This window comes from Paenibacillus sp. V4I5, assembly GCF_030817255.1.
Taxonomy (GTDB): domain Bacteria; phylum Bacillota; class Bacilli; order Paenibacillales; family NBRC-103111; genus Paenibacillus_E.
This window is the reverse complement of the sequence record NZ_JAUSZB010000002.1, coordinates 5,682,726-5,702,389: the sequence shown is the minus strand read 5'-3', so window position 1 is coordinate 5,702,389 and position 19,664 is coordinate 5,682,726. Positions and strand designations below refer to the sequence as shown.

The 19,664-nt window shown below is 42.8% G+C and carries 15 protein-coding genes; all 15 read right to left on the bottom strand.

From position 1 onward, the window contains the following. Positions 1-6 precede the first annotated feature (6 nt). Complete coding sequence (locus QFZ78_RS28070; RefSeq protein WP_307552403.1) at positions 7-432, bottom strand: hypothetical protein; 426 nt, start codon at positions 430-432, stop codon at positions 7-9. Continuing rightward, positions 429-575 carry a hypothetical protein gene (locus QFZ78_RS28065; RefSeq protein ID WP_164484208.1) on the bottom strand — a complete coding sequence of 49 codons (147 nt, stop codon included), beginning with the start codon at positions 573-575 and terminating at the stop codon, positions 429-431. The genes QFZ78_RS28070 and QFZ78_RS28065 overlap by 4 nt, the downstream gene beginning before the upstream one ends. 16 nt (positions 576-591) lie before the next feature. Further along, entirely contained in the window at positions 592-741 is a 150-nt protein-coding gene (locus QFZ78_RS28060; RefSeq protein WP_164484210.1) for a hypothetical protein, read from the bottom strand. Between the two features lie 15 nt (positions 742-756). After that, complete coding sequence (locus QFZ78_RS28055) at positions 757-1,656, bottom strand: hypothetical protein (protein WP_307552400.1); 900 nt, start codon at positions 1,654-1,656, stop codon at positions 757-759. A 13-nt stretch (positions 1,657-1,669) separates the two neighbouring features. Continuing rightward, positions 1,670-2,602 (bottom strand): hypothetical protein, encoded by a 933-nt coding sequence (locus QFZ78_RS28050; protein ID WP_307552398.1) that lies wholly within the window; start codon positions 2,600-2,602, stop codon positions 1,670-1,672. 2 nt (positions 2,603-2,604) lie between these two features. Then, on the bottom strand, positions 2,605-4,173 hold the full coding sequence (locus tag QFZ78_RS28045; protein WP_307552396.1) for an ATPase, T2SS/T4P/T4SS family: 1,569 nt from the start codon (positions 4,171-4,173) through the stop codon (positions 2,605-2,607). 25 nt (positions 4,174-4,198) lie between these two features. Then, a complete protein-coding gene (locus QFZ78_RS28040; RefSeq protein ID WP_307552394.1) occupies positions 4,199-5,434 on the bottom strand; it encodes a CpaE/TadZ family protein in 1,236 nt (411 codons plus the stop codon). A gap of 153 nt (positions 5,435-5,587) precedes the next feature. Beyond that, positions 5,588-6,295, bottom strand: a complete 708-nt coding sequence (locus QFZ78_RS28035) for a CpaB family protein (RefSeq protein ID WP_307552392.1) — start codon at positions 6,293-6,295, stop codon at positions 5,588-5,590. Positions 6,296-7,057: 762 nt separating this feature from the next. Continuing rightward, positions 7,058-8,017, bottom strand: a complete 960-nt coding sequence (locus QFZ78_RS28030; protein ID WP_307552390.1) for a PfkB family carbohydrate kinase — start codon at positions 8,015-8,017, stop codon at positions 7,058-7,060. Between the two features lie 4 nt (positions 8,018-8,021). Beyond that, positions 8,022-8,618, bottom strand: coding sequence for a TetR/AcrR family transcriptional regulator (locus QFZ78_RS28025; protein ID WP_307552388.1), 597 nt, complete (start codon positions 8,616-8,618; stop codon positions 8,022-8,024). Between the two features lie 27 nt (positions 8,619-8,645). Further along, the gene (locus QFZ78_RS28020) at positions 8,646-9,809 is read right to left on the bottom strand and encodes a YhgE/Pip domain-containing protein (RefSeq protein ID WP_307552386.1); all 1,164 of its coding nucleotides are present in this window, start codon (positions 9,807-9,809) and stop codon (positions 8,646-8,648) included. Between the two features lie 406 nt (positions 9,810-10,215). Further along, positions 10,216-14,010: an S-layer protein gene (locus QFZ78_RS28015; protein ID WP_307552384.1), complete on the bottom strand. Its 3,795-nt coding sequence runs from the start codon at positions 14,008-14,010 to the stop codon at positions 10,216-10,218. 443 nt (positions 14,011-14,453) lie between these two features. After that, on the bottom strand, positions 14,454-16,214 hold the full coding sequence (locus QFZ78_RS28010) for a heparinase II/III domain-containing protein (protein WP_307552382.1): 1,761 nt from the start codon (positions 16,212-16,214) through the stop codon (positions 14,454-14,456). A gap of 16 nt (positions 16,215-16,230) precedes the next feature. Continuing rightward, positions 16,231-17,829, bottom strand: coding sequence for a response regulator (locus QFZ78_RS28005; protein ID WP_307552380.1), 1,599 nt, complete (start codon positions 17,827-17,829; stop codon positions 16,231-16,233). Continuing rightward, complete coding sequence (locus tag QFZ78_RS28000; RefSeq protein WP_307552378.1) at positions 17,826-19,583, bottom strand: cache domain-containing sensor histidine kinase; 1,758 nt, start codon at positions 19,581-19,583, stop codon at positions 17,826-17,828. Before QFZ78_RS28000 ends, QFZ78_RS28005 begins: the two co-directional genes overlap by 4 nt. Positions 19,584-19,664 lie beyond the last annotated feature (81 nt).

The following is a 19,664-nucleotide window of genomic DNA, read 5'->3' as shown; positions in this document are numbered from 1 at the left end:
AGGCCCTCAAGGCACATACTCGCTCATCTTCATGCCTGTTGCCCCCATACGATCTGATCCGGAAGGGACCGTAATTCCCACAAGCTGATCTATAACAAAAAGTCGATGATACGGATACGTCATTTTCAAACTCAGTCCCGTTCCACGCCAAACGGGCATTCCTGGAGCCATTCCCCCGACCCCTGAAGTCGTATTTACCGTGTAAACGAGATCTCCAGGAATGAAGCCTCTTTCCGCCATCCGATCCCTAGAATCCTGAATCATGGTGCTATTAATATAACCATGCCTGCCGTTAGCACCGATTTCGAGCAAATAATCGACTTCTTTTTGCAAAACAGCCTGCCGAACAATAATGACATGCTTATACACCGGAGCAAACATAAACCAACAAAGCATCGTCGCAAATAGGATAAACACTAAAATCTGCTTCATGGGTTAATCCGCTCAATCGTCCCATTGATCCTTGCTCCGCTGTTGCTTACTTGCTTCCGAGTACCTGTGCTGCCACCAACCACACTGTTGTATATGACAATCACCACCATAATCAACATCACCGTAACGAGGATCGATCTCACAGCAAATCTTCCATAACTACGGCCTTAATGCTGTAATATCCGTATTTGCCTGCGTTCCATGCGTCGAAATATTCCGCCTCATCCCTGTCGAACCATCATTAATAATCGATGTAAAAAGTAATGCCACAACAATTAGCATCATAACTGTGATCAATATATTCCTCATAACGTCCCTCTCCCCTTAGTTAATCGCATTAAATAATCGCTGGCCTTCAGCAATCCACGGGTACATGAATACCCGAAATGTGTTCAAAATCGGCAGTCCTGCTAATACAAACAAAAGATAAGACACGGTTTCTTTTTTACTGTCTCGAACCAGTTCCATTTTTTCTTTGTAGTCCTGAATTCTTTGCTTCATCAACTCGTAATAGCTGCCATGTTCATTCAGCCTTAAAGCATTCAGCGTTTCCCCAAAGCTGTGCGCTTCGTCTGTCCCTAGTCTGATTTTAAAATGGTTAATAGCCTCTTCCGAGCCTTGATACCATTCATTCAACATCAACTGAAAGTGCGACCGGATGGAGCGCGTTTGTGAAACACATAAAGATAGCTTGGCATGTAAATTCAGCCCAGAATCGTTGTAATAGAGAAGATGATGACTAATCACGTAAATCTCTCGTACTATTCGATGTGCTCGTTTTTCCTTTAATTGAGCCAGCACCTTTTTATCAAAAAACAAAAAAATGAGTAAGCAAACAGTCCCAACCATGACATAAAGCGGCTGCATATACAAAGTTAGCATCGGATACTCCAGAGCTAAATACCCAACAGCACCGAGCAAAAGTGCGCCGCCCATCCCTATCCTTCTCACACCTTCATAAAGGTTTGCATTCATCCAAATACCGCACCCCAGCAGCAGTTGACGCTTTTCCTCCACGATTTTCGTACTCATACCTAAGCATGAGAACATCCATGAAGGAAGTTTTGTTTCTTGCAGTGCTCTTTTGACATGTAGGGATCTCCACCTCTTCTTACGTGCAGGCATATTCATAAAAAAGTGATAAAAAACGGTCATAAAAAGAAGAAAGAGCAGCAAATTAGAAACCATTTGCAGCATGGCTAGCTGCGTGCTTTCAATAATCACAGAAGCAAACCCCTCACATTCTTCGCATAGATAAGTACATGCCCATTAAAAACGAGACGAAAATGAGGAGAAGAGCATCCAGAATCATATTTCGGCCGCCAGGGTCAACCATATAATACAAATAAGCGTTCTCCGTGTTTACCTTGAAATTAATAAATAGGAATAAGGCAAGAAACAATATCGGCGTAAAATTTGCAATACGTATCTCCAAAAGTCGATTTCTTTCCAACTGATCGAATCGCTGCGCTTTCCGCATATCGACAATCAAATCCTTTAAGCTATCACCGACAAAGCTCCCTTCCGTTAAAGCAACACGCATGACACCGACAAAATAATCGGCCCATGTATGGCCCAAAGTGAGTGAGAAAATGCGCAAGCTCTCTTCCGTATCCCTTTGCGTCATGAGATTACGATATAATTGCTCAAATACGGGCTTGATCGGATAAAGAATTCGATTCTCTTCTAAACAATATTTAAGAGCCATTTTCATATTTTTATTTGGATCCACCATATAGTACTGATAGAACACTTCAACAGCGGGAAGAAACCCCAATCGGGTTTGCAGTCTGACACTAATCAGCTTCAACCGAAGCAGCATATAAGGAAGTGAAACACAGATCGAAGTAACGATAATGACACCTTTTAACGTCTGAAAAAACAACATCCCCGCCAAAAACCCTACTAAAAACAAAACGAAACTGACTGTCATAATGCCTCGCATGCTCATTTTGGATTCGACGGATTCCATCATTTCCTTTATATGCTTAAATAAAGTACTCCTATTTCCCAAATATTCGCTGAATCTAGCGACGAACGTGGAGGTTTTGACATAATGCAGCCTATATCTGGCTTTGCGTTGTCGGATAAGTACGTGTAAAAGCGATTGAATAAGTACAAAAACTAGAACAAATAACAACAAGAGAAAGACATATTTGGCGAAAATCATTGCTAATACTCGCCTTCTTTCTCAATAAATCCGAGTTCCCTCAGCAAAGCAAACCCCTCTTTGTCGTACTTACCGATTTTCCGCGATGCATGAAGCGACAATTTCCCGGGAAATGTCCATTCATCTGTCGACTTGTCATAAACTGCGAGATCCGTAACACAAACCTCCTCTTTTTCATAACGATATTCGACGATTCGCACAATTTTTCTTTTTCCATCAACGACAGCCATCTCCATACCGATTTGTGTCACAAACTCTGTAATCCGTTTTGTTAGTCGAAGTGGATTCATCCCCCTGCCATCCAGCATACACATATCTGTAATCGCATCAGGCACATCCTCAAGTTCACTCACATGAACCGATGTAATACTGCCCTCGTGCCCCCGCGTACAAGCCCTCACATAAAGATTGGCGTCATCATCCCGAATTTCAGCATGACAAATACGCTTTGGCGATTGCCTCAATGCCAATTTAAAAGCTTGCAGTCCAGAATGCAGCGGATCTTCCTCGTCAATTTCGTATTCGACGATATTTTTATGCGGAAAATCGCGCTTTAAATTCAACTCGAATCTTGATTCGATCGTAATAATTCGTTCATTATCGTCCATTTCGGCAATAATCGCTTTGATTAAATTGGTCTTCCCTGAGTTCGTAGGACCAATAACCACCATATTGAAATAAGATCGGATCAAGCTTAGAATCAGCGTTTCCATCCTTTTATCCATGGTGGCTAATTCTGCAGCAGCAAGGGACGCCAAATCAAACCTTTTAATCGTATAAAAACGAATCGTTAATGTCGGTTCAGCCGTGAACCCGAACCCAGTCATCGTAACGCGGGATCCGTCCCGTAGAACAACCTCAGCCCATCGCTTTCTGGGATTCAAAGTGTCATTGTTAAACAGAACCAAATTCTGCTGAATCCTCTCTAATTCACGCACAGATGGCAACGAATAGGCAGACGGCATTGCCATCCCACCGCGCACTTCAAAAATCTGTCTACCCACAACCTGAATCTCTTCAAGTCCCTCCTTATGCTTTAATACAAGTTCAAGAACGTTCAGCCCAATGATCTCTGCAAAAATGGCTTCAGGTAAAGTCGTGTAACCACTCGTCCTCGGAGGCACATCCGAAAGCCTTCTTTTCGAAACCAGATCATGGATAATCGCAAGAAGCTTGCCTCTATCCTCCTCATAACCAAGAATCGCACGATTCAACGTCTCGTTATACAGCTGCTTTTCGGCCTCCGTCCTGCCCTTCATCGAAACAAGTTCACTTCGAATATCCTGTACCCATTGGTTAAAAAGAGCATCCCCCTGCATCTGTCGTTCTGGTCTTTCTACACCGATAGCCCCAATACCCAAACTTGCTCTTGGACTTCCTTCGCCATCTTCCTCTTCTCCCTCAGAGCCCAGAGTCCGACCTCCCTGATCTGCCCCAAAACCAGATCTCACCGAGCTATAATCTGATCCTCTTTTCTTTTCCAGCTCAGTACTTGAAGTCAAATCAACCACTGCGCCCTCGCTTTTGCGTTCATGCATGTATGTAATGATTGAAAACCTTTCCTCATTCACTCCCCTCACCTCTTCCCAGCTTGATTTAAGTTGCAGCTCGTCTGCCTGTTATGATCTTCTGCAGCCATGTTACTTGTCGTAAACTCACCTTCCTTGGCATCTTATAGTAGTCAATAAATTTTCGAGAAACCGCCCTAACCTCCTCATGCATGGCGTGGGTCGGCACGAACATGTCCAACAGCTTGCCTTGATTACAACGAGAAAGCGCATCAGCATGCCGAGATACTTGACCAATCAGATGCAGCTGGGTTTCCTTGCGAATATCTTTAATCGTGAACTCGCTATGCTTGGCATGTCGATCCGTTTGAACAGCCATTAACTCAAAGCCATCCGGCTGAAGACCAAAAACAGCGCCAACCTGCCTAATCCACCTCGAAAAATCCTCTTGAAAATGGGCGATATCCGCTGTCGTTACCACAATTTTGCTATCTGCTTCCAACAGTCCACAAACCGTCGCCGCATTGTCCCAATAAGCGCTCACTTCTATGATACATACATCAAAAGCGCCTCGTGCCACACGCAACAAATGAATAATCTCCGATGGTGTAAAAAACTCCGCCTGCTCTCGAAGCATATTCCCATATAGGATATACAGCCCATGTGCCTCTTTCGGTTTATCACATACCTGCTGCAGCCTTTCCGGTGTGAGACTTTGCGCCTTCAGCTCCGCTCTCAGACCATCCAGCGTAAAAACATGCTCATCTCGACCTAAATAACGATGAAGTTTGGAGCTTTTTAGATTGAGACACAAATATCCGACTTTCATAGAGGTCTCTAAGGCTAGCGCGTGCGCTACACCAAATGATGCTAACGTCGTGCCTATATTTGGCGTTGAGCCGATGAAAGTAATTAACTTCCCTGACGATTGTTGATTCGCATGATCTTCCCCAGAACCATCAGCCCAAGCCCGAATATCATCAGCAATAACAGCGGTACTGCGCCCTGGCTGGACATAATCAAGCTTCATCAGCTTGCACATCTTCAAATATTTCTCATTTATGGAAGCGTCGTGATAGTTCGAGAGCAGAACAATAATCTTTAAACCTGCGTACTGGTGTTGCAACTCCTCAAGGAACTCTTCTAAATCCCCAAAATCCATCTCCCGATCCGAAATGATCGTATACGAGTAGGGTATCTCCGTTAATTTACTACGTAAATCATCCGCAGCCGAGCAGATCATCCAGTTTAATGGCTTAGAATAAACCACATTCGTAATCTCATCAATTAATCGTTGATCCGTTGATAACAGTCCTATATGCAAATCTCATACCTCCTTTCATTTCTCGCCGACCTCATACACGCTTTCTTTCTCCTGCCAACCTGATACCCATTTCGTTATTTTCTCACCAGCTGCCCTTCTCATTGTTTTTCCAACCTCATATTTTCTTTCCCCTGCATTCCACCTTACTCCCCCTCATTCCCCTTCCAAAATAGAAGAAGAACTGAACGCGATGACTAACCTCGCTTTCTTCGAGCTGCATAATTGATCAATCTGAAGCCACTCACTCTCCGCTAGATTAAGGTTGATCTGGTCAATAGCACCGTTCGCTTCCAATCGGGAAGCGTACATCTTTTCCTTATCGCCTTCCACCTTAGAGAGCAGATTAGAACTCTTCGGATTATCCACTTCCACATTCGCAGAAGACTTCACGGAAGCTACCGTAATTTCCTTCTCATCAAAAAGCCTGCGCGAGCTGCCATCAGCGCCAGACACATAAATACGCACCCGATCCCCGGCACGAATTCCATTTGAAACCGACAATAAATATTCCTTGGGAATTTGAAAAGTAGCCTGCTGCTCATTGGGGAGCAAATGATAACGATTCACCTTCCACTTCAAAATAGGCTCCTGCTTACCAAGAGGTATCAACGTCTCCAGCCCAACCACTTCCGCCAGCTTCGTCATCATGCCTCCCGTGTAACTGCCCTTCTGAACAGCTCTAAATTCCACCATATCCTCACGAATCAGGACACCGGCCCGAACAAAATCCTTCGGAACCACAACCTGAACAGTCTGCTGCAGCTCGACCTGATTCACCTGCATGACATACACCCCATATACAAGCAATCCCGCCATAACCGCAGCAACCAAACTAATAAGCAGGCTTCTCCTGCGATTCAAAACCTCACCCCCCTTTTTTCTTGCAAAAACAAAAAAGAACGCAAACCCCGGATACAAATCCGAAATCTGCGTTCTTCGCAAATCAATACATTCTTGATATAAAGTTCAAAAGCTACAACCTAAAAGTATCACATAAACTTCCATTTTTCAACATATATTTACAAGCTATGGTATCTTGGGGAGTAAACCTATTTCACAAGCCCATATCTGGGCACTATCCCTTAGACTCAGGAACTATCCGCCCACCAACTTTGAATTCCCAATTAATTCCATACACTGTGGCAGTCTCTATCTTTGATCATCAATCTATAGACACTATCCCCGCGACTCAGAAACTATCAGTCCATCAACTTTGATCTTTCAATTCCTACCACAGCCAAGGCAATCTCTATCTTGTAGCTCCTGACAAATTAATCCAAATGAACCTCAAATACCACTATCCCTTAAGTTGATAAACCAAGTCATAGGTGTCGACCATACAGTCTTGAGGCTCTAACACCAACCGAGGAAGTGCTATCTTGCTCATTCAAATTTAGACACTATCCCCACGACTCAGAAACTCCAAGTTTTGTCTCTTCTTATGCCACGTTTTCCATCATTCTACTTTTGTAGATACCACAGAAAAGGCATCTATCAAACATATGAAGTAGTCGGCTAACAACATCTAACATCTGAGGTGAAAGAATTCGCCATAACCAATTTTCCTGAGTAAAGGGGATAGTGATCTTTGTAGATACCACAGAATCCAGAACCACACCTCACCTATTGAACTTCGTCCAGCGTAGGGAGCGCAGGAATCGCCCCCCTGCGCGTCGTTGTAATCGCGCCTACGCGGTTGGCAAAGGCGAATACCTGTTCCACGGCTCCTGTTTCAGCTAGTACATCAACGATGGTAGCTGGCGTAGCGCCAAGCGATACCAGCTGATAAAGCATGCCGCCGACAAAACTATCGCCGGCGCCAGTCGTGTCCACGGCTGCCACAGGCGTGCCGGGGATGACGACATCCTGCCGTGCGGTCACGACACGGCAGCCCCCAGGGCCTAAAGTGATGATAATCACTTTAGGTCCGCGCTGCAGCAGCTGCTGCGCACCTGTGGTCGCGTCAACGCCGAGGAGGAATTCGACTTCCTCCTCGCTGACTTTGACCACATCCGCAAGCGGTAGCTGCGCAAGGATTTCTGCCCGAGCTGCGTCAGCGCTCGGCCACAGCGCCAGGCGCACATTGGGGTCGTACGACACCAATGCGCCAAATTCTCTCGCTCGGCGCGCTGCGTCCAGCGTCGCGGTGCGGCAAGGCTCGGCGATCAGTGATACCGAGCCGAAATGATAAACCGCGGCGTCTTCCAGCCACTGTGCCTGGACTTCGTCTGCGCGCAGCAGCATGTCCGCCGCCGGGTCGCGGAAAAACAAGAAGTCGCGCTCCCCATCCGCGCGCAGTGAAACAAACGCAAGACCGGTCTTCGCCTCATCGGTCTGCACTACTGCCGTATGCACACCGACTTCGTCTAGCGTGCGCACCAAAAAATCGCCGAATGGGTCACGGCCGATTTTCCCGATAAACCTTGCGTCGCCGCCCAACTTGGCGACCGCCGCAGCAACATTGGCCGGCGCTCCGCCCGCCGCCCGCTGGAAGCTCGTAACGTCAGCCAACGCTTGCCCGTTCACCTCTGGTACGAAATCAATCAAAAGCTCACCTAAACATACGATATACGTTTTACCCATTCCATTAATCCCCTGTCGTTTGATATCCTAATGCGTTCATCACATAGGTGGTTGTTTGCGAAATTAACGTCTGCATATCCGGCCGCTCCTCTGTAAACAAAAGCTCAAAAAACTCCCTCTGCTTATAAAAAAATATCGAGCCCAGCACAAACATTAGTGTGCTATCCAAGGATTCATAATGATAAATCCCATCCTGTCTGCCTTTTTCCAAAAACTCTCTGACCTTTTTCCATATGGGATAAACCAGCTCTCTTATCTTCTCAACACGTGGGGTTATCGTAATGATCTCCATCTGCAAAAGAGTAATTAACTGAGGGTCAGCCGTTCTAATCTGAATAACTTCTTGTATGATGGTTCGGATACCAAAGACGGGGTCCTCAATAGCAAAGAAATCATCTAGCTTATGAATTGGGAAACCCTGCTTAAATATCTCATAGAAAACGCTCTCTTTTCCACCAAAATAATAGGAAACCAGAGCCACATTGGCCCCGGCCTCCTCACATATTTGACGAACACTAGTCGCATCATAGCCATTCTTCGCAAACAGCTTCTTCGCTGCCAAAAGAATTTTCATTTTCATATCTAATTCTTGTTCAGCCATTCTATCAACGCCCTCCTCGTACTTGAGCTAAGCGGTTTGTGGACGTTGTTCCATAGCAGGTACTGCCTTTGCCTTTTTCACAGACACAACCAAGATATCAATGACTAGTGCAACTGCGGCAATAAGAAACAAGAAACCGACTTCTTTTGCAACACCTGGCCCACCAAACAAGATATTCATTAACCCATTCACTGCATAGGTAGCTGGGAAAGCATTACTGATTGTATGATAAAAATGCGACAAAAGCTCCCTTGGCACAATGGCACCCGAAGACACCAATTGCAAGGATAACATTGCGATGTTAAATAGCATACCTGCGTTCCCAAACAATGTCAAAAACATTTGAGCGACGAGCGCAAAGGTGAGTAAGAATAAGGTTTCGAAAGCCCAGAGGGTTAAAAAGCCTTTCTCCACATGCCCGCCCAAAGCAACGACCATCGTTGTACTAATCAACCCCACAACAGCGACGGCTACAACAGTAACAACGATACGTGCAGTCATTTTGCCCATTTTATTAACAGATGCACCCAGTATATTCGTAGATACATTAAAGTTCATTCCCATGATCATCGTACCCACAATAGATGCAAGCACGAGCATCATAGGAAGCATCTGATTCGGCATATCCTTTACTTTATTGGTACTTTGAATGTCCGAAGTCACCTTAGTTGCGAGTCCTTGAGCTATTTGCCCTGCTTGCTCGGCTGGTAATTTCGGATTCATCTGTGTTAGAACTGCTGATGCCCCAGCTGCTACAGCCTCTTTGTTCACAGATGCCGTGACATTCCCGGCTACCGCTTGCATCACGGACTTCGTCATAGAAGGATTAGACTCATTAATTGTATATGTAATGGGTACCGTCTGTCCTGGTGTTTGAAGCTGTCTAGAGAAATCAGCTGAAATATGCATAACCATCTGAACCTGACGATCATTTAACAGATTTAGCGCTTGTTCTTTAGAAGCCACTATCTCTGTTTGAAACGGAAGGTTTCCTTGCAGGTTCTGAACAATTTTGCTCCCCAAACCTTGATCTTCATTGACGATCGCGATCTTTAATTGGCTCGTGTTATCGGATACTCCCGCATAACCCGTCATCCAAATCAAACTAAACAACAACTGAAACGTAATGGCTGTGATGATCCCTACCTTCGTCGTTGCTTGTTTTAAAAAAGCACCAAGTGCTTGTTTCATTTTAACCACTCCTCTTTGTTAAACGATCGTTTAAATATTAAACGTTTGTTTAAATTATAGAATGGAGCTGATAAACTGTCAATACAAGATCAACTGACTAACGACAAGAAAATACCTTCATTAGCGACAAGAAATTCGATTTATTACGCGCTCTTTTTCGGGCTTCCGTCCTACTTGCAAATGGTACGTCATGTCAGCGAATTCTCACGATCATCGAGGATATCCAAAGCATGCTCTCTTATGTCGCAAATCAGGTCCATTGATTATCATAACAAAAAAACCTAGGATAAGCAGATTTTAACTACTTAGTCCCAGGTTCGATAAACCATTGCCTTGGAAGTGCTTTTTAGCTGTTAGGATAAAGGGCTAGAATTAAGTCTATCTCCAAATTTACAATACCGCTTACTTAATCGCTTGTTATTTCAGTTAATCCTTCTACTGCTGCCTGTAAAGATGATTTTGCTGCAGCAACTTCCTCTAGTGTAGTTTGTGGATTTCTTAACAAAGCTTTTGCTTCTAATAGTGCTGAATGGAAGGTTTTCCAACTTTCCTTGGTGTAGTTTTTTGGTTCTTTATCTTGATTTGCATCATACAATTGCTGCAGTTTTACTTTATTTACTTCAACTTTATTTGTGCCCGTAATTACATCAATACCATCCAAAACAAATGTACCGCCTTTAACAACAATTTTAGCACTGTGATTGGTTTCTTTTAGTCCCCGAATATTATAAGATGTTTGTCTGTCTCCTTTAGAATAAATTCTAAAATTCTCATCGATTAATTGATCATCGATATACACGTCAATTAATGCATCCGGAGTCGATCCGAATAAATTAAACCCTGATCCTTCAAAGTCGAAGATCATACTACTGTTAGGGCCATCTGCTTTAGGCGTACTGTAGATATTGACTCCACGGTAATCCATAAAGTCTTCTTTCCTTACATTATTTTTCAGAGAAACTTTTAATGTATGCGGTTTTTCTTCCAGGCCTCTTACCGAATACATCACGCCGTCGGGATTTACGCTATAGTTACCCGCATCCATACCATCAAGTTCGAAATTATATTGTGACTTTACGCCAGTCCCAGCCAGGTAATCAATGCCTGTCCCCATGAAGTTAATCAACAAATACGGATCATCATTAAAATGCGCCCAAGCATTCGTATCATTCGAGCCCCAGGTACCAGTCTTTCTAAATGCATAAACTGTATTTGTTACACTCCCTATTTGTGTTTCATCTGATATTATATCCTTTGGACCTAATTTTTTAACTGCCATAACAGGGTCAGTAGTTTCGATTTCTGCTTTGGTAAAGCTTATATACTTTTCTTTTGCTATTACTTTAAGTGTGTGTTCTTTATCTTCAAGATTCTCTGCAGACCAGACCACTTGATGAATTTCGCTATTATTCACATAATTTGCTTCACCGACTAATTCACTATCTAAATAAACATCTGCTTTTCCATTTGACGGATTCGTTATACCAAATAGCCTGATTTCAGTACCCTTAAATTTAATTTCAAAAGAAGCCCCCGTTGATCCCCAAGTATTCACACTGTTTGATGGCCAGTTTCCGGAATAGAATACTTTGTTTAAAGTCCCTGGTACCTTTGTTGAGTCCCTGAATCCTACAGTGACTCCGTTCCAAACAGGAACATCTGTTTTTGCAGTCATTTGCGTGCGGTTAAAATGCGCATATCCCGCTTGTGTATACTCCCATTTTCCAACATACCCGATTGGGTTCAATGTGTCCGTATTGTTCAAAGCTTCTTCTTCCGTAACGAATTTCTTTCCTTGTGCACTGTCATATTTATCTGATTCATAAGTGTATCCTTTAATTGGATCTACACGTAAATTATCGATTAGGGTTGTATAATAACCGGACCCTAACGCAACTCTTCCAGCCATTACAGTAGAATCAACGTCAGCATATGCAGCGATTTCTTCTCCATCCAGATAAAGTGTAAATACATTTTCTTTAGCTTCAAATGCTAAATTATGCCAAACCTTGTTATCGAAATGTTCAATAGTTCCACTGTTTACAACTTTCCCAAGTTTAAGAATCTCGTATCTTCCATCCGAATATACACGTGCATTGTATGGAGCATGGGAATCTGTACCACCGGCTTTCACTTGTCGTACCCCAATTAAGGCATAATTACTTCTTCCTTGTACTTCAGGTGTATGCGTATCTAATAAAAAGTCATAAGAAACTTTATAATTCACCCAGCGATGATCACCCAGAGTGGTGGTTGGGTTACTGTTAGATGCTGATCCGTCTTTGCCGCCCCAGACCGCCCAATCTGCTCCAATGATGTCAGGAGTGATTTTCTGTTGTAACATATTTCCATGGGCCTTTGCATCCGGAATTTCCAGATCAGTAATTGCTGCACTTCCACCAGATAGCGGTTTAGTTGCTTTTTTAACAACTTCAAAAGCGGCTGTCTGGTCAGTGGTATAACGCGGTGTACCTCCGCGACGATCAACATAATCTCTGCTTTTTTCATCGGTAGAATATTTATCGTATTCAAAATCATCCGTATATGGTAGAGGTAGTATAGTGTCTTTCGATGAATCAACTGGTTGTGATTGATATTCAAAACCTTCAACCTCAGATTTTTTATCTAATGTTGAAATGGTCACGACGGAATACGGTTTCACTTCAACTTCATATACACCATCTTTTGGTGTGATTCTGCTGACATTTTTAAACCAGTTAGCATCATAATTTTGACCTTCATCTGCCCCGCGTGTTTCCCAAACATAGACCGGTGCATTCTCTTTTCCATTTAGATTTTTAGGATTAATCTTATATTTACGTGTATTCTTTGTATTATTTGCAAAAATTGTTGTGTAATCATCCGTTTCCGGATCTTTTAATGTCATATAATTCTGAGTACTCGTATCGACATCTACACCGCCATCGAAGAAAGCTCCATCACTAAATGTTGCATCTTTAACATACATCCAGCGCTCATTTTCGGGTGTGGTGTGATCGTCATATCCGACAAAGTTCATAACATGACGAACTCCTTGCAACCCGCCATCCACTTCATAAAAACCGGACCATGGATCATACGCACTAATCAGGTGCTTCGGATTATAGGAAGAACCTTCATAGAAGGCTGCAACCGAAGGTTGAAAATCAAATGAAACCGCATTAAGCGGATTGCTGCCAGCTCCTGTCCACGAATACACGGAAATAATACGCGAAGTTACATCAATAATCCCTGCTTTTCCTCCGAGCCCTTTATAATTTGGTTCCATATTTTCACGATAACGAGCATTTATCATTGGTGCAATTCCCTCGGACACCCAAACTTCTTTTGGCTTTTTGCCTGCAGCAATCAGTTTATTTTGCAATTGAGTCAATTCATTTGAGCCAGTCAATCCGTAATGGGAACTGATTACATCAATTTCATCAATCAAATCCGGATTACCCAGCAGTGCACGACTGATTGTTGCCGTATCACGATAGCCATCTGCGGCAACAAGCTTAATATTTTTGTAGTCTGCATCATAATTTGGCTCTTCTTTGATTATTGAAGTAAAGTATTTCAGCCATTCAACCTCATTTTTTCCATTATTATTTTGAGATCTTTCATTTTGAGAGATCCCAACATAATCTATTTTAAATCCATACTCATCATAAACGGCATCGATTGTCTGTTTGTACCATTGGTATCGATTCTCATATTCATGGTTTGCAGCACCATTCCATGTCCAACGCGGTTCACCCCATCGTAAAATTTCGGTCGTGATATCTGGGTTGATAGATTTTGCATCGGCGGCAAATTGAAACCCTGCTCCTCTGAGTACGTTTGCTGGTTCATCTGCATAACGCATGGTTGCGGGCTCAGTTCCTGAAGATGAATTAACATCAGCACCTAACTCTACTTTGACGTGCGTTAGTCCAGCCCCTGTTTCTTTGTTAAACAGCTTATTCATTATTTCCCAATATGCTTTCGGATTCTCTTCTTTGTAATCTAACAGCAAACGAGATGTATTATTAGCTGTTACCGTTCCAAAACCTTTAAATCGGTTATATTCATCTACATTGTTTCCATCAATTGTAATTATTTTTGTAATACCTTCAGCTTTAGATTCATTTGTATCCATAAAGACAACTGACCCAAACAGCATGGAAGTAACACATAAATAACCAACGATCTTTTTAATTTTTTTTCCTTTAATTATCATTTATTAATCATTCCTTTCCATTATCCTAAATGAAACTGCTTTTCCAACAACTGTGTTTGGAAATGGTGCAATGGCGATTACTATCTAATGGATTTTTGTTTTTTAATATACAACTATATTGAAATGATTAGAAAGCGCTTTCATTTTTTGAACTGTTCTTTACTTTAATAGTTATCCTTTTCTTTCACATTAAAACAATACCTTCTCTTATGTTCCCCCTCTCTTTATTTAAGTTTCAAATATAGTATTGTTAGTATTTTTATTATTTCATATTATCTTTCGTTTTTTATGCTATTATTTTGACTTTTTTGATGTTATCTTTACAAATGAGTACAACTTTTCAGCCAAACGAACGGGAGTTGATTCATAACGATCAACTCCTAGTAGAGATGGCAGCCATTGGACTAACGATTTCTCTAATTCCCGAACGGATTCAAGCTGCACTACATTGACTGTAAATCAAATCGAAACAGCTCAATGCTCTCTTTGTCATTGTTGTTTCTGCTTAGTTTTGTCATGTATACGATGTCACGTTTACCGGCATGGTCTTGCTGTTGAATTATTTCCATTTTCGTCTGAAAGCGAACCGGATCATAATGGAGCGATAAGTGGACACGAGAGTCCGCCCATATGATAGTTCCCTGTGTGATCTCAGGGCAGATTCGACTAATAAACCTCTCTTCAACCTCTGTTGCATTCGTATTCACGAAATCGATTCTATCTTCTATATTTAATACGAATGCGTCCGGACATTCCCCACATTCCCACATAAACCTCCTGATAAAGCCCCCCAGCTCCGCTTCCAAGGGATATGCATGTGTCAAATCAAGCTCTATCGTGGAACCCCTCTCTGTTTCCTGAACGTCGATCACCTTAGCGCAGAACTGTTTGCCGGCAGCCTGATAAAAACCATTCAATACAGGAACGGAATGACCGGCGGAGGAGTTATTCAGAATCGAATATCGGCCTTCACCGAAATAGTCACGGGTATAGAATCCGCTGCCTAGATCACACAATATATTCATACCACCCCCATGGATGATAAAATGGCCCAGATCATTATGGTTATGGGGCTCTCCATTGTGCCCAGCTTTTGTGGAAAAAGCAGTTGTATAGCTGTCGGTCCCTCTCCGGTCAATATACCAGCCTAATGTATTTAATTGGGTTAACCCTGTAGAAAAAGGAGCGCTTTCGGCTGGCATACGAGTCTCGGTCCAAGCAATGTTACGGATTAAATGGGCCCACCTGTAGCATGGATCATCATGCAAACCGGGTACGCTTTGGCTCATGACGGAAGTACATTCACCAAACCGCTTTCCCAGATATCCCAACAATCCTGTCTGGATGGCCATTCTCTCCGGGGAATCCGAGTAATTGGCAAATACCCCCCCTGACAAATGAACCGCTTCCGGAAATGTTGCGATTGCTCTTATTTTATCCAAATCCAACAGATCATCTAGACCCCTGGAATATTCACTCAGCATGTCTGCGAAGTAAACAAAATAACCAAAGCCGTACTCCCAATAACCGATTCCTTCTGCACAGCCACCGTCCTCCCCGTAACCGGACAAGAAGCAATTCATCGCCGCTTTCATCCTTTGGATCATTTTCGCCAGCCGATCATCATCCTTAACAAGAAGCAGCGCTGCCATTCCAATTGTTCCTCCACATACAGCTGCCCAGTTATGCTCGGCTGTCTCCCAATGGAGCAGCTTATCACTGCTGAAAACCGGCTCAAACACCCGCCGCTCCACTTCCATTCTGACCCGCAGCTGAATATCGCTCGACAATTTGTCTTGCAAAAGAATCACAATTTCCGCCAGCGTATGAGCCGTTTCCGCTGCGAACAGGTCCACCGTGAGCGGAGAGCTCACTGAACTGCCAGCCGGCAAATGCGCAGGCAAACACCACGTATATTCGTTGCAAATGTCCCAAATGACATCTTGCAGCGCTTCGCAATGAACCGGATTATCCGATGCCAAACTAGTCAAGGCGAGTGCAGAGAGGATTCCCCTACGGCCAAAATACACACGTTGATACTGCTCACGCTCGCCACTGTTTTCGAATAAACGAAACAATGAATAAGTCAGCTTTGGCATCCCCTCCAACACGTAGCGTTCTGTTGTTTTTAGTACCTCTTCCCGTAGATGCGCAAACTTTATGTCATTAACCAATCTCTCTCGAATCAGCTCAGCTTTCATCATCTCAATCATTTCCCCTTTATTTCAACAATCGATAATCTTTCGGTGAGTATCCGCTGTGGGTCTTAAAGAGCTTAATGAAGTAGCTGGTATTGTCGTAACCAAGGGATTCCGCGATCTGTTCTACGGTAATGCTGGACTGATCTAGTTTCTCTTTGGCCTTCTCCATCTTGACCCTTGTCACGTATTCGATGAAGGTTTCTCCGGTTTCACTCTTGAAAATTCGACTGAAATAACTAGGGTTCAAATTCAACGTCAGCGCGGCTTCTTCCATACTGATTTTCTCATGCAGCCGTGCTGTAACGTACTTCTTTGCTTCATGGATTTCAAGCCTTTGCGAGCCCTGCTTGATTTCACCTGCCAGATGAATCTTATCCCTAATAAACGTTATAAAAAACTGTTCAATCTCATGAAGCGTATCCATCTGTGCGACATATTGATGCAATGGTCCAACGGCATGTTGGTCTTGGAAATGTTGCAGCGAATTGTACTTTAAATCAATATCCATCATCAACTTCAAGGTCCAAGAGCGGACCGAATCTGCAGTGAAACGCTCATCCCTCAAAAATTGCATCCATTCTTTGACGACGATACCGTAATCCTGGGATTCTAAAGCTATCAATTGCCTAATCTCATCGATCGCTTTCTGGTAATAGGGAAAAATATCCGCTTCGGAGGTTTTAAATGGAATCCACTTATAAATGCTGCCCACTGATGCATAAAACCGCTGATCGTTGGCAGAAACGAGAGTTGTCATGTTCTTTTTCAATTCAAAGAGATTTGCAGCCGGCTCGTAAGTAACAGCAGAGACCGTAATTCCGATTCGCTCAAACGCACGAAGAAGCGTTGCCAAATAACCACGAATCACCTCGTAGGGATTGATCTTCAAGTTTTTCACAAATGGGAACAAGAGGAAGGATTGTTTGGAACTGTAACGAAAACTAACGCCAAGCCGCGGCGCATCAATGATTTCATTGACAATATTATCGAATGCAAAAGTGAACAGTTCTTCTGTTTGAAACCGTTCTTTTACTTCTAAATATCCGTTTAGGTAGAGCAAAACAGGCATGCAGGGCTGAGTAACATCTTCTATCCCGAAATGTTGGAGCTCCAGAAGCAATTTATGTTCATTGATAATGGGATTGCTGATGATATTTCGAATAAATTCATTTTTGATAGATGAAGTATTTTGGTCAAGCACACGGACCAAACGATCGTTTTTTTGCCGTACCGCTGTACGTGCTTGAATACTTTCGGAAAGCTTCCGTAAAATTCCGGTAAGCTCTTCCGGCTGTAATGATTCTTTCAAAATATATTCTTTTACGCCAGCCTTAAGTGCTTTCTGCGCATATTGAAACTCATCATGGCAGGACAATATGATAACCTCGAGATCCGGGTTGTTAGCTTTGACTAATTCGATCAATTCAAGGCCATTCATTCTCGGCATCCCAATGTCCGTTATGAGTACATCAGGCATTTCTATTTCACTATGCTCCAAAGCCTCACGGCCATCTGAGCACAGGGCAATCACCTCTAACCCCAATTCTTCCCATGGGATTGACTTAGAGAGAAATTCTATAACTGGATAATGATCATCCGCAAGAATGACTTTAATCATGATGGCAACCCCCTAATTAGCGGAATGGAAACAGATACCACCGTACCTTGATCCAACTCACTTTCAATCTGCATCGTACACTGGTTGCCAAATAGCATGAACAAGCGGTTGTAGACGTTCGCCAACCCTATACCCGACATACCGCTTGAAGACTCGGCAATTAATTCCGATTTGCTCTTCTCCAGCTTGTTCATTAATAAGCCAAGCTCATCTTGTGTCATACCGCTGCCATCATCCTGGACTCTTACTATTAAGCGTTCATTGCGTATTGCCGATTCGATCGTGATGATTCCTGCACGATTTTGCAAGCCATGCAGCAATGCGTTCTCAATGATCGGCTGTAATAAAAACCTCGGAACCCATACATTTCCGGTTTCCTCGGCGATCAAGATTTGATCATGGAACGGTTCTTTTAATGTAGATTTCATCAGGTCCATATATTGTTTAGCGATGACGACCTCTTCGCTTAAAGTTACCATTTTATCTTGTTTCTGTATCGTCATACGGAGCAGTTGAGATAAGGAACTGATCAAATCAGCATTTTCCCTATCGCCATTCAACATAATCCGCATCCGAATCGAATTTAATATATTGAACAAGAAATGCGGACTGATCTGCGCTTGCAGCATTGAAAGCTCCGCTTTCCTCGCTTGCTCCTGCTCCCCATGGATCTGTATGACCATCTGTTCAATTCTGTCTAACATTTGGTCTAAGGATCTACCTAGCTTGCCGATCTCATTAGAACCTCTTACTTCCGAACGAATGGACAAGTTTCCGGATTCAATGCTAGAAACAACTTGTCCTAAACGGACGACGGGCTGGGTGAAACGACGCAGCATCCATACTAAGATTCCAACGAAAACAGCTACGAATCCGATTTGCCATAAAAAATTGGCTTGATAAAATTGATTAATACTTTTGGTAGCTTGGTTATATGGCATTAAGCTCACCAATGTCCAGTCATCGAAAGGCAGTTTAGCTGTGGCATAAAGATTAGGAACTCCATTTATATCTATAATAGGTCGATCAATCGGTTTAAGCAGTTCTTGATAATAAGGAAAAGATTCTCCCAAATTTTCTTTTCCGGAAATGATAGTTCCATTGCGGTCCAACAGCATTATATTTTGTTCGGTGTAGCTTGAGAACACAGATCGCATCCGATTTTCGCTTATGCTTATAATGACATAAGCATATGGCTTGATAAGTGATGTCCGGAGCGTTCTGACGAATGTAATCACATAAGGATCTGTATTTTTTTCGATGTCCAAATAATTACGATGAAAACCCAGCCAATAATTCTCATAAGCCCCCAACTGATATAACTTGCTAAACCAAGGCTCCTCCATAAACTGTAAGGGATTGAAGTCTTTATATAACAAATAATTGGAGAAGAACCTTTTATCCGTAGTCAAAACAGTTACGAAAACGCCGGACTTATCATGCGTCAAGCTATGCAATTTATCTGTTACATAGTTTTCTGAACTGGTATACGTAGGAATCTTCAGATATGGCGTTAACTGAGAATCAATTTGAATATTGTTCGCAACACTGAACATCCCCTCTATTTGGGAATACAATTGAGTTTTAACCAGCTTCAATGATTCCTCCGCATTGGTAACAGCCTGCTTCTCAATGAGATCCTTGGTGAAGAGATTACTAAGATAAAGAATAATGGCAAATGGAATGATCAGGCATACAAGTGAGGATAGTATGATCTGCTGCCGTAGCGATGATGTTAATCGAAACCCTTTCATCCTCTGTCACATTCCTCTCATTTGTAATATGCCCCATAAATTAGGAAAACAAGGACCTGGTGAACAGGTCCTTGTTTAAGC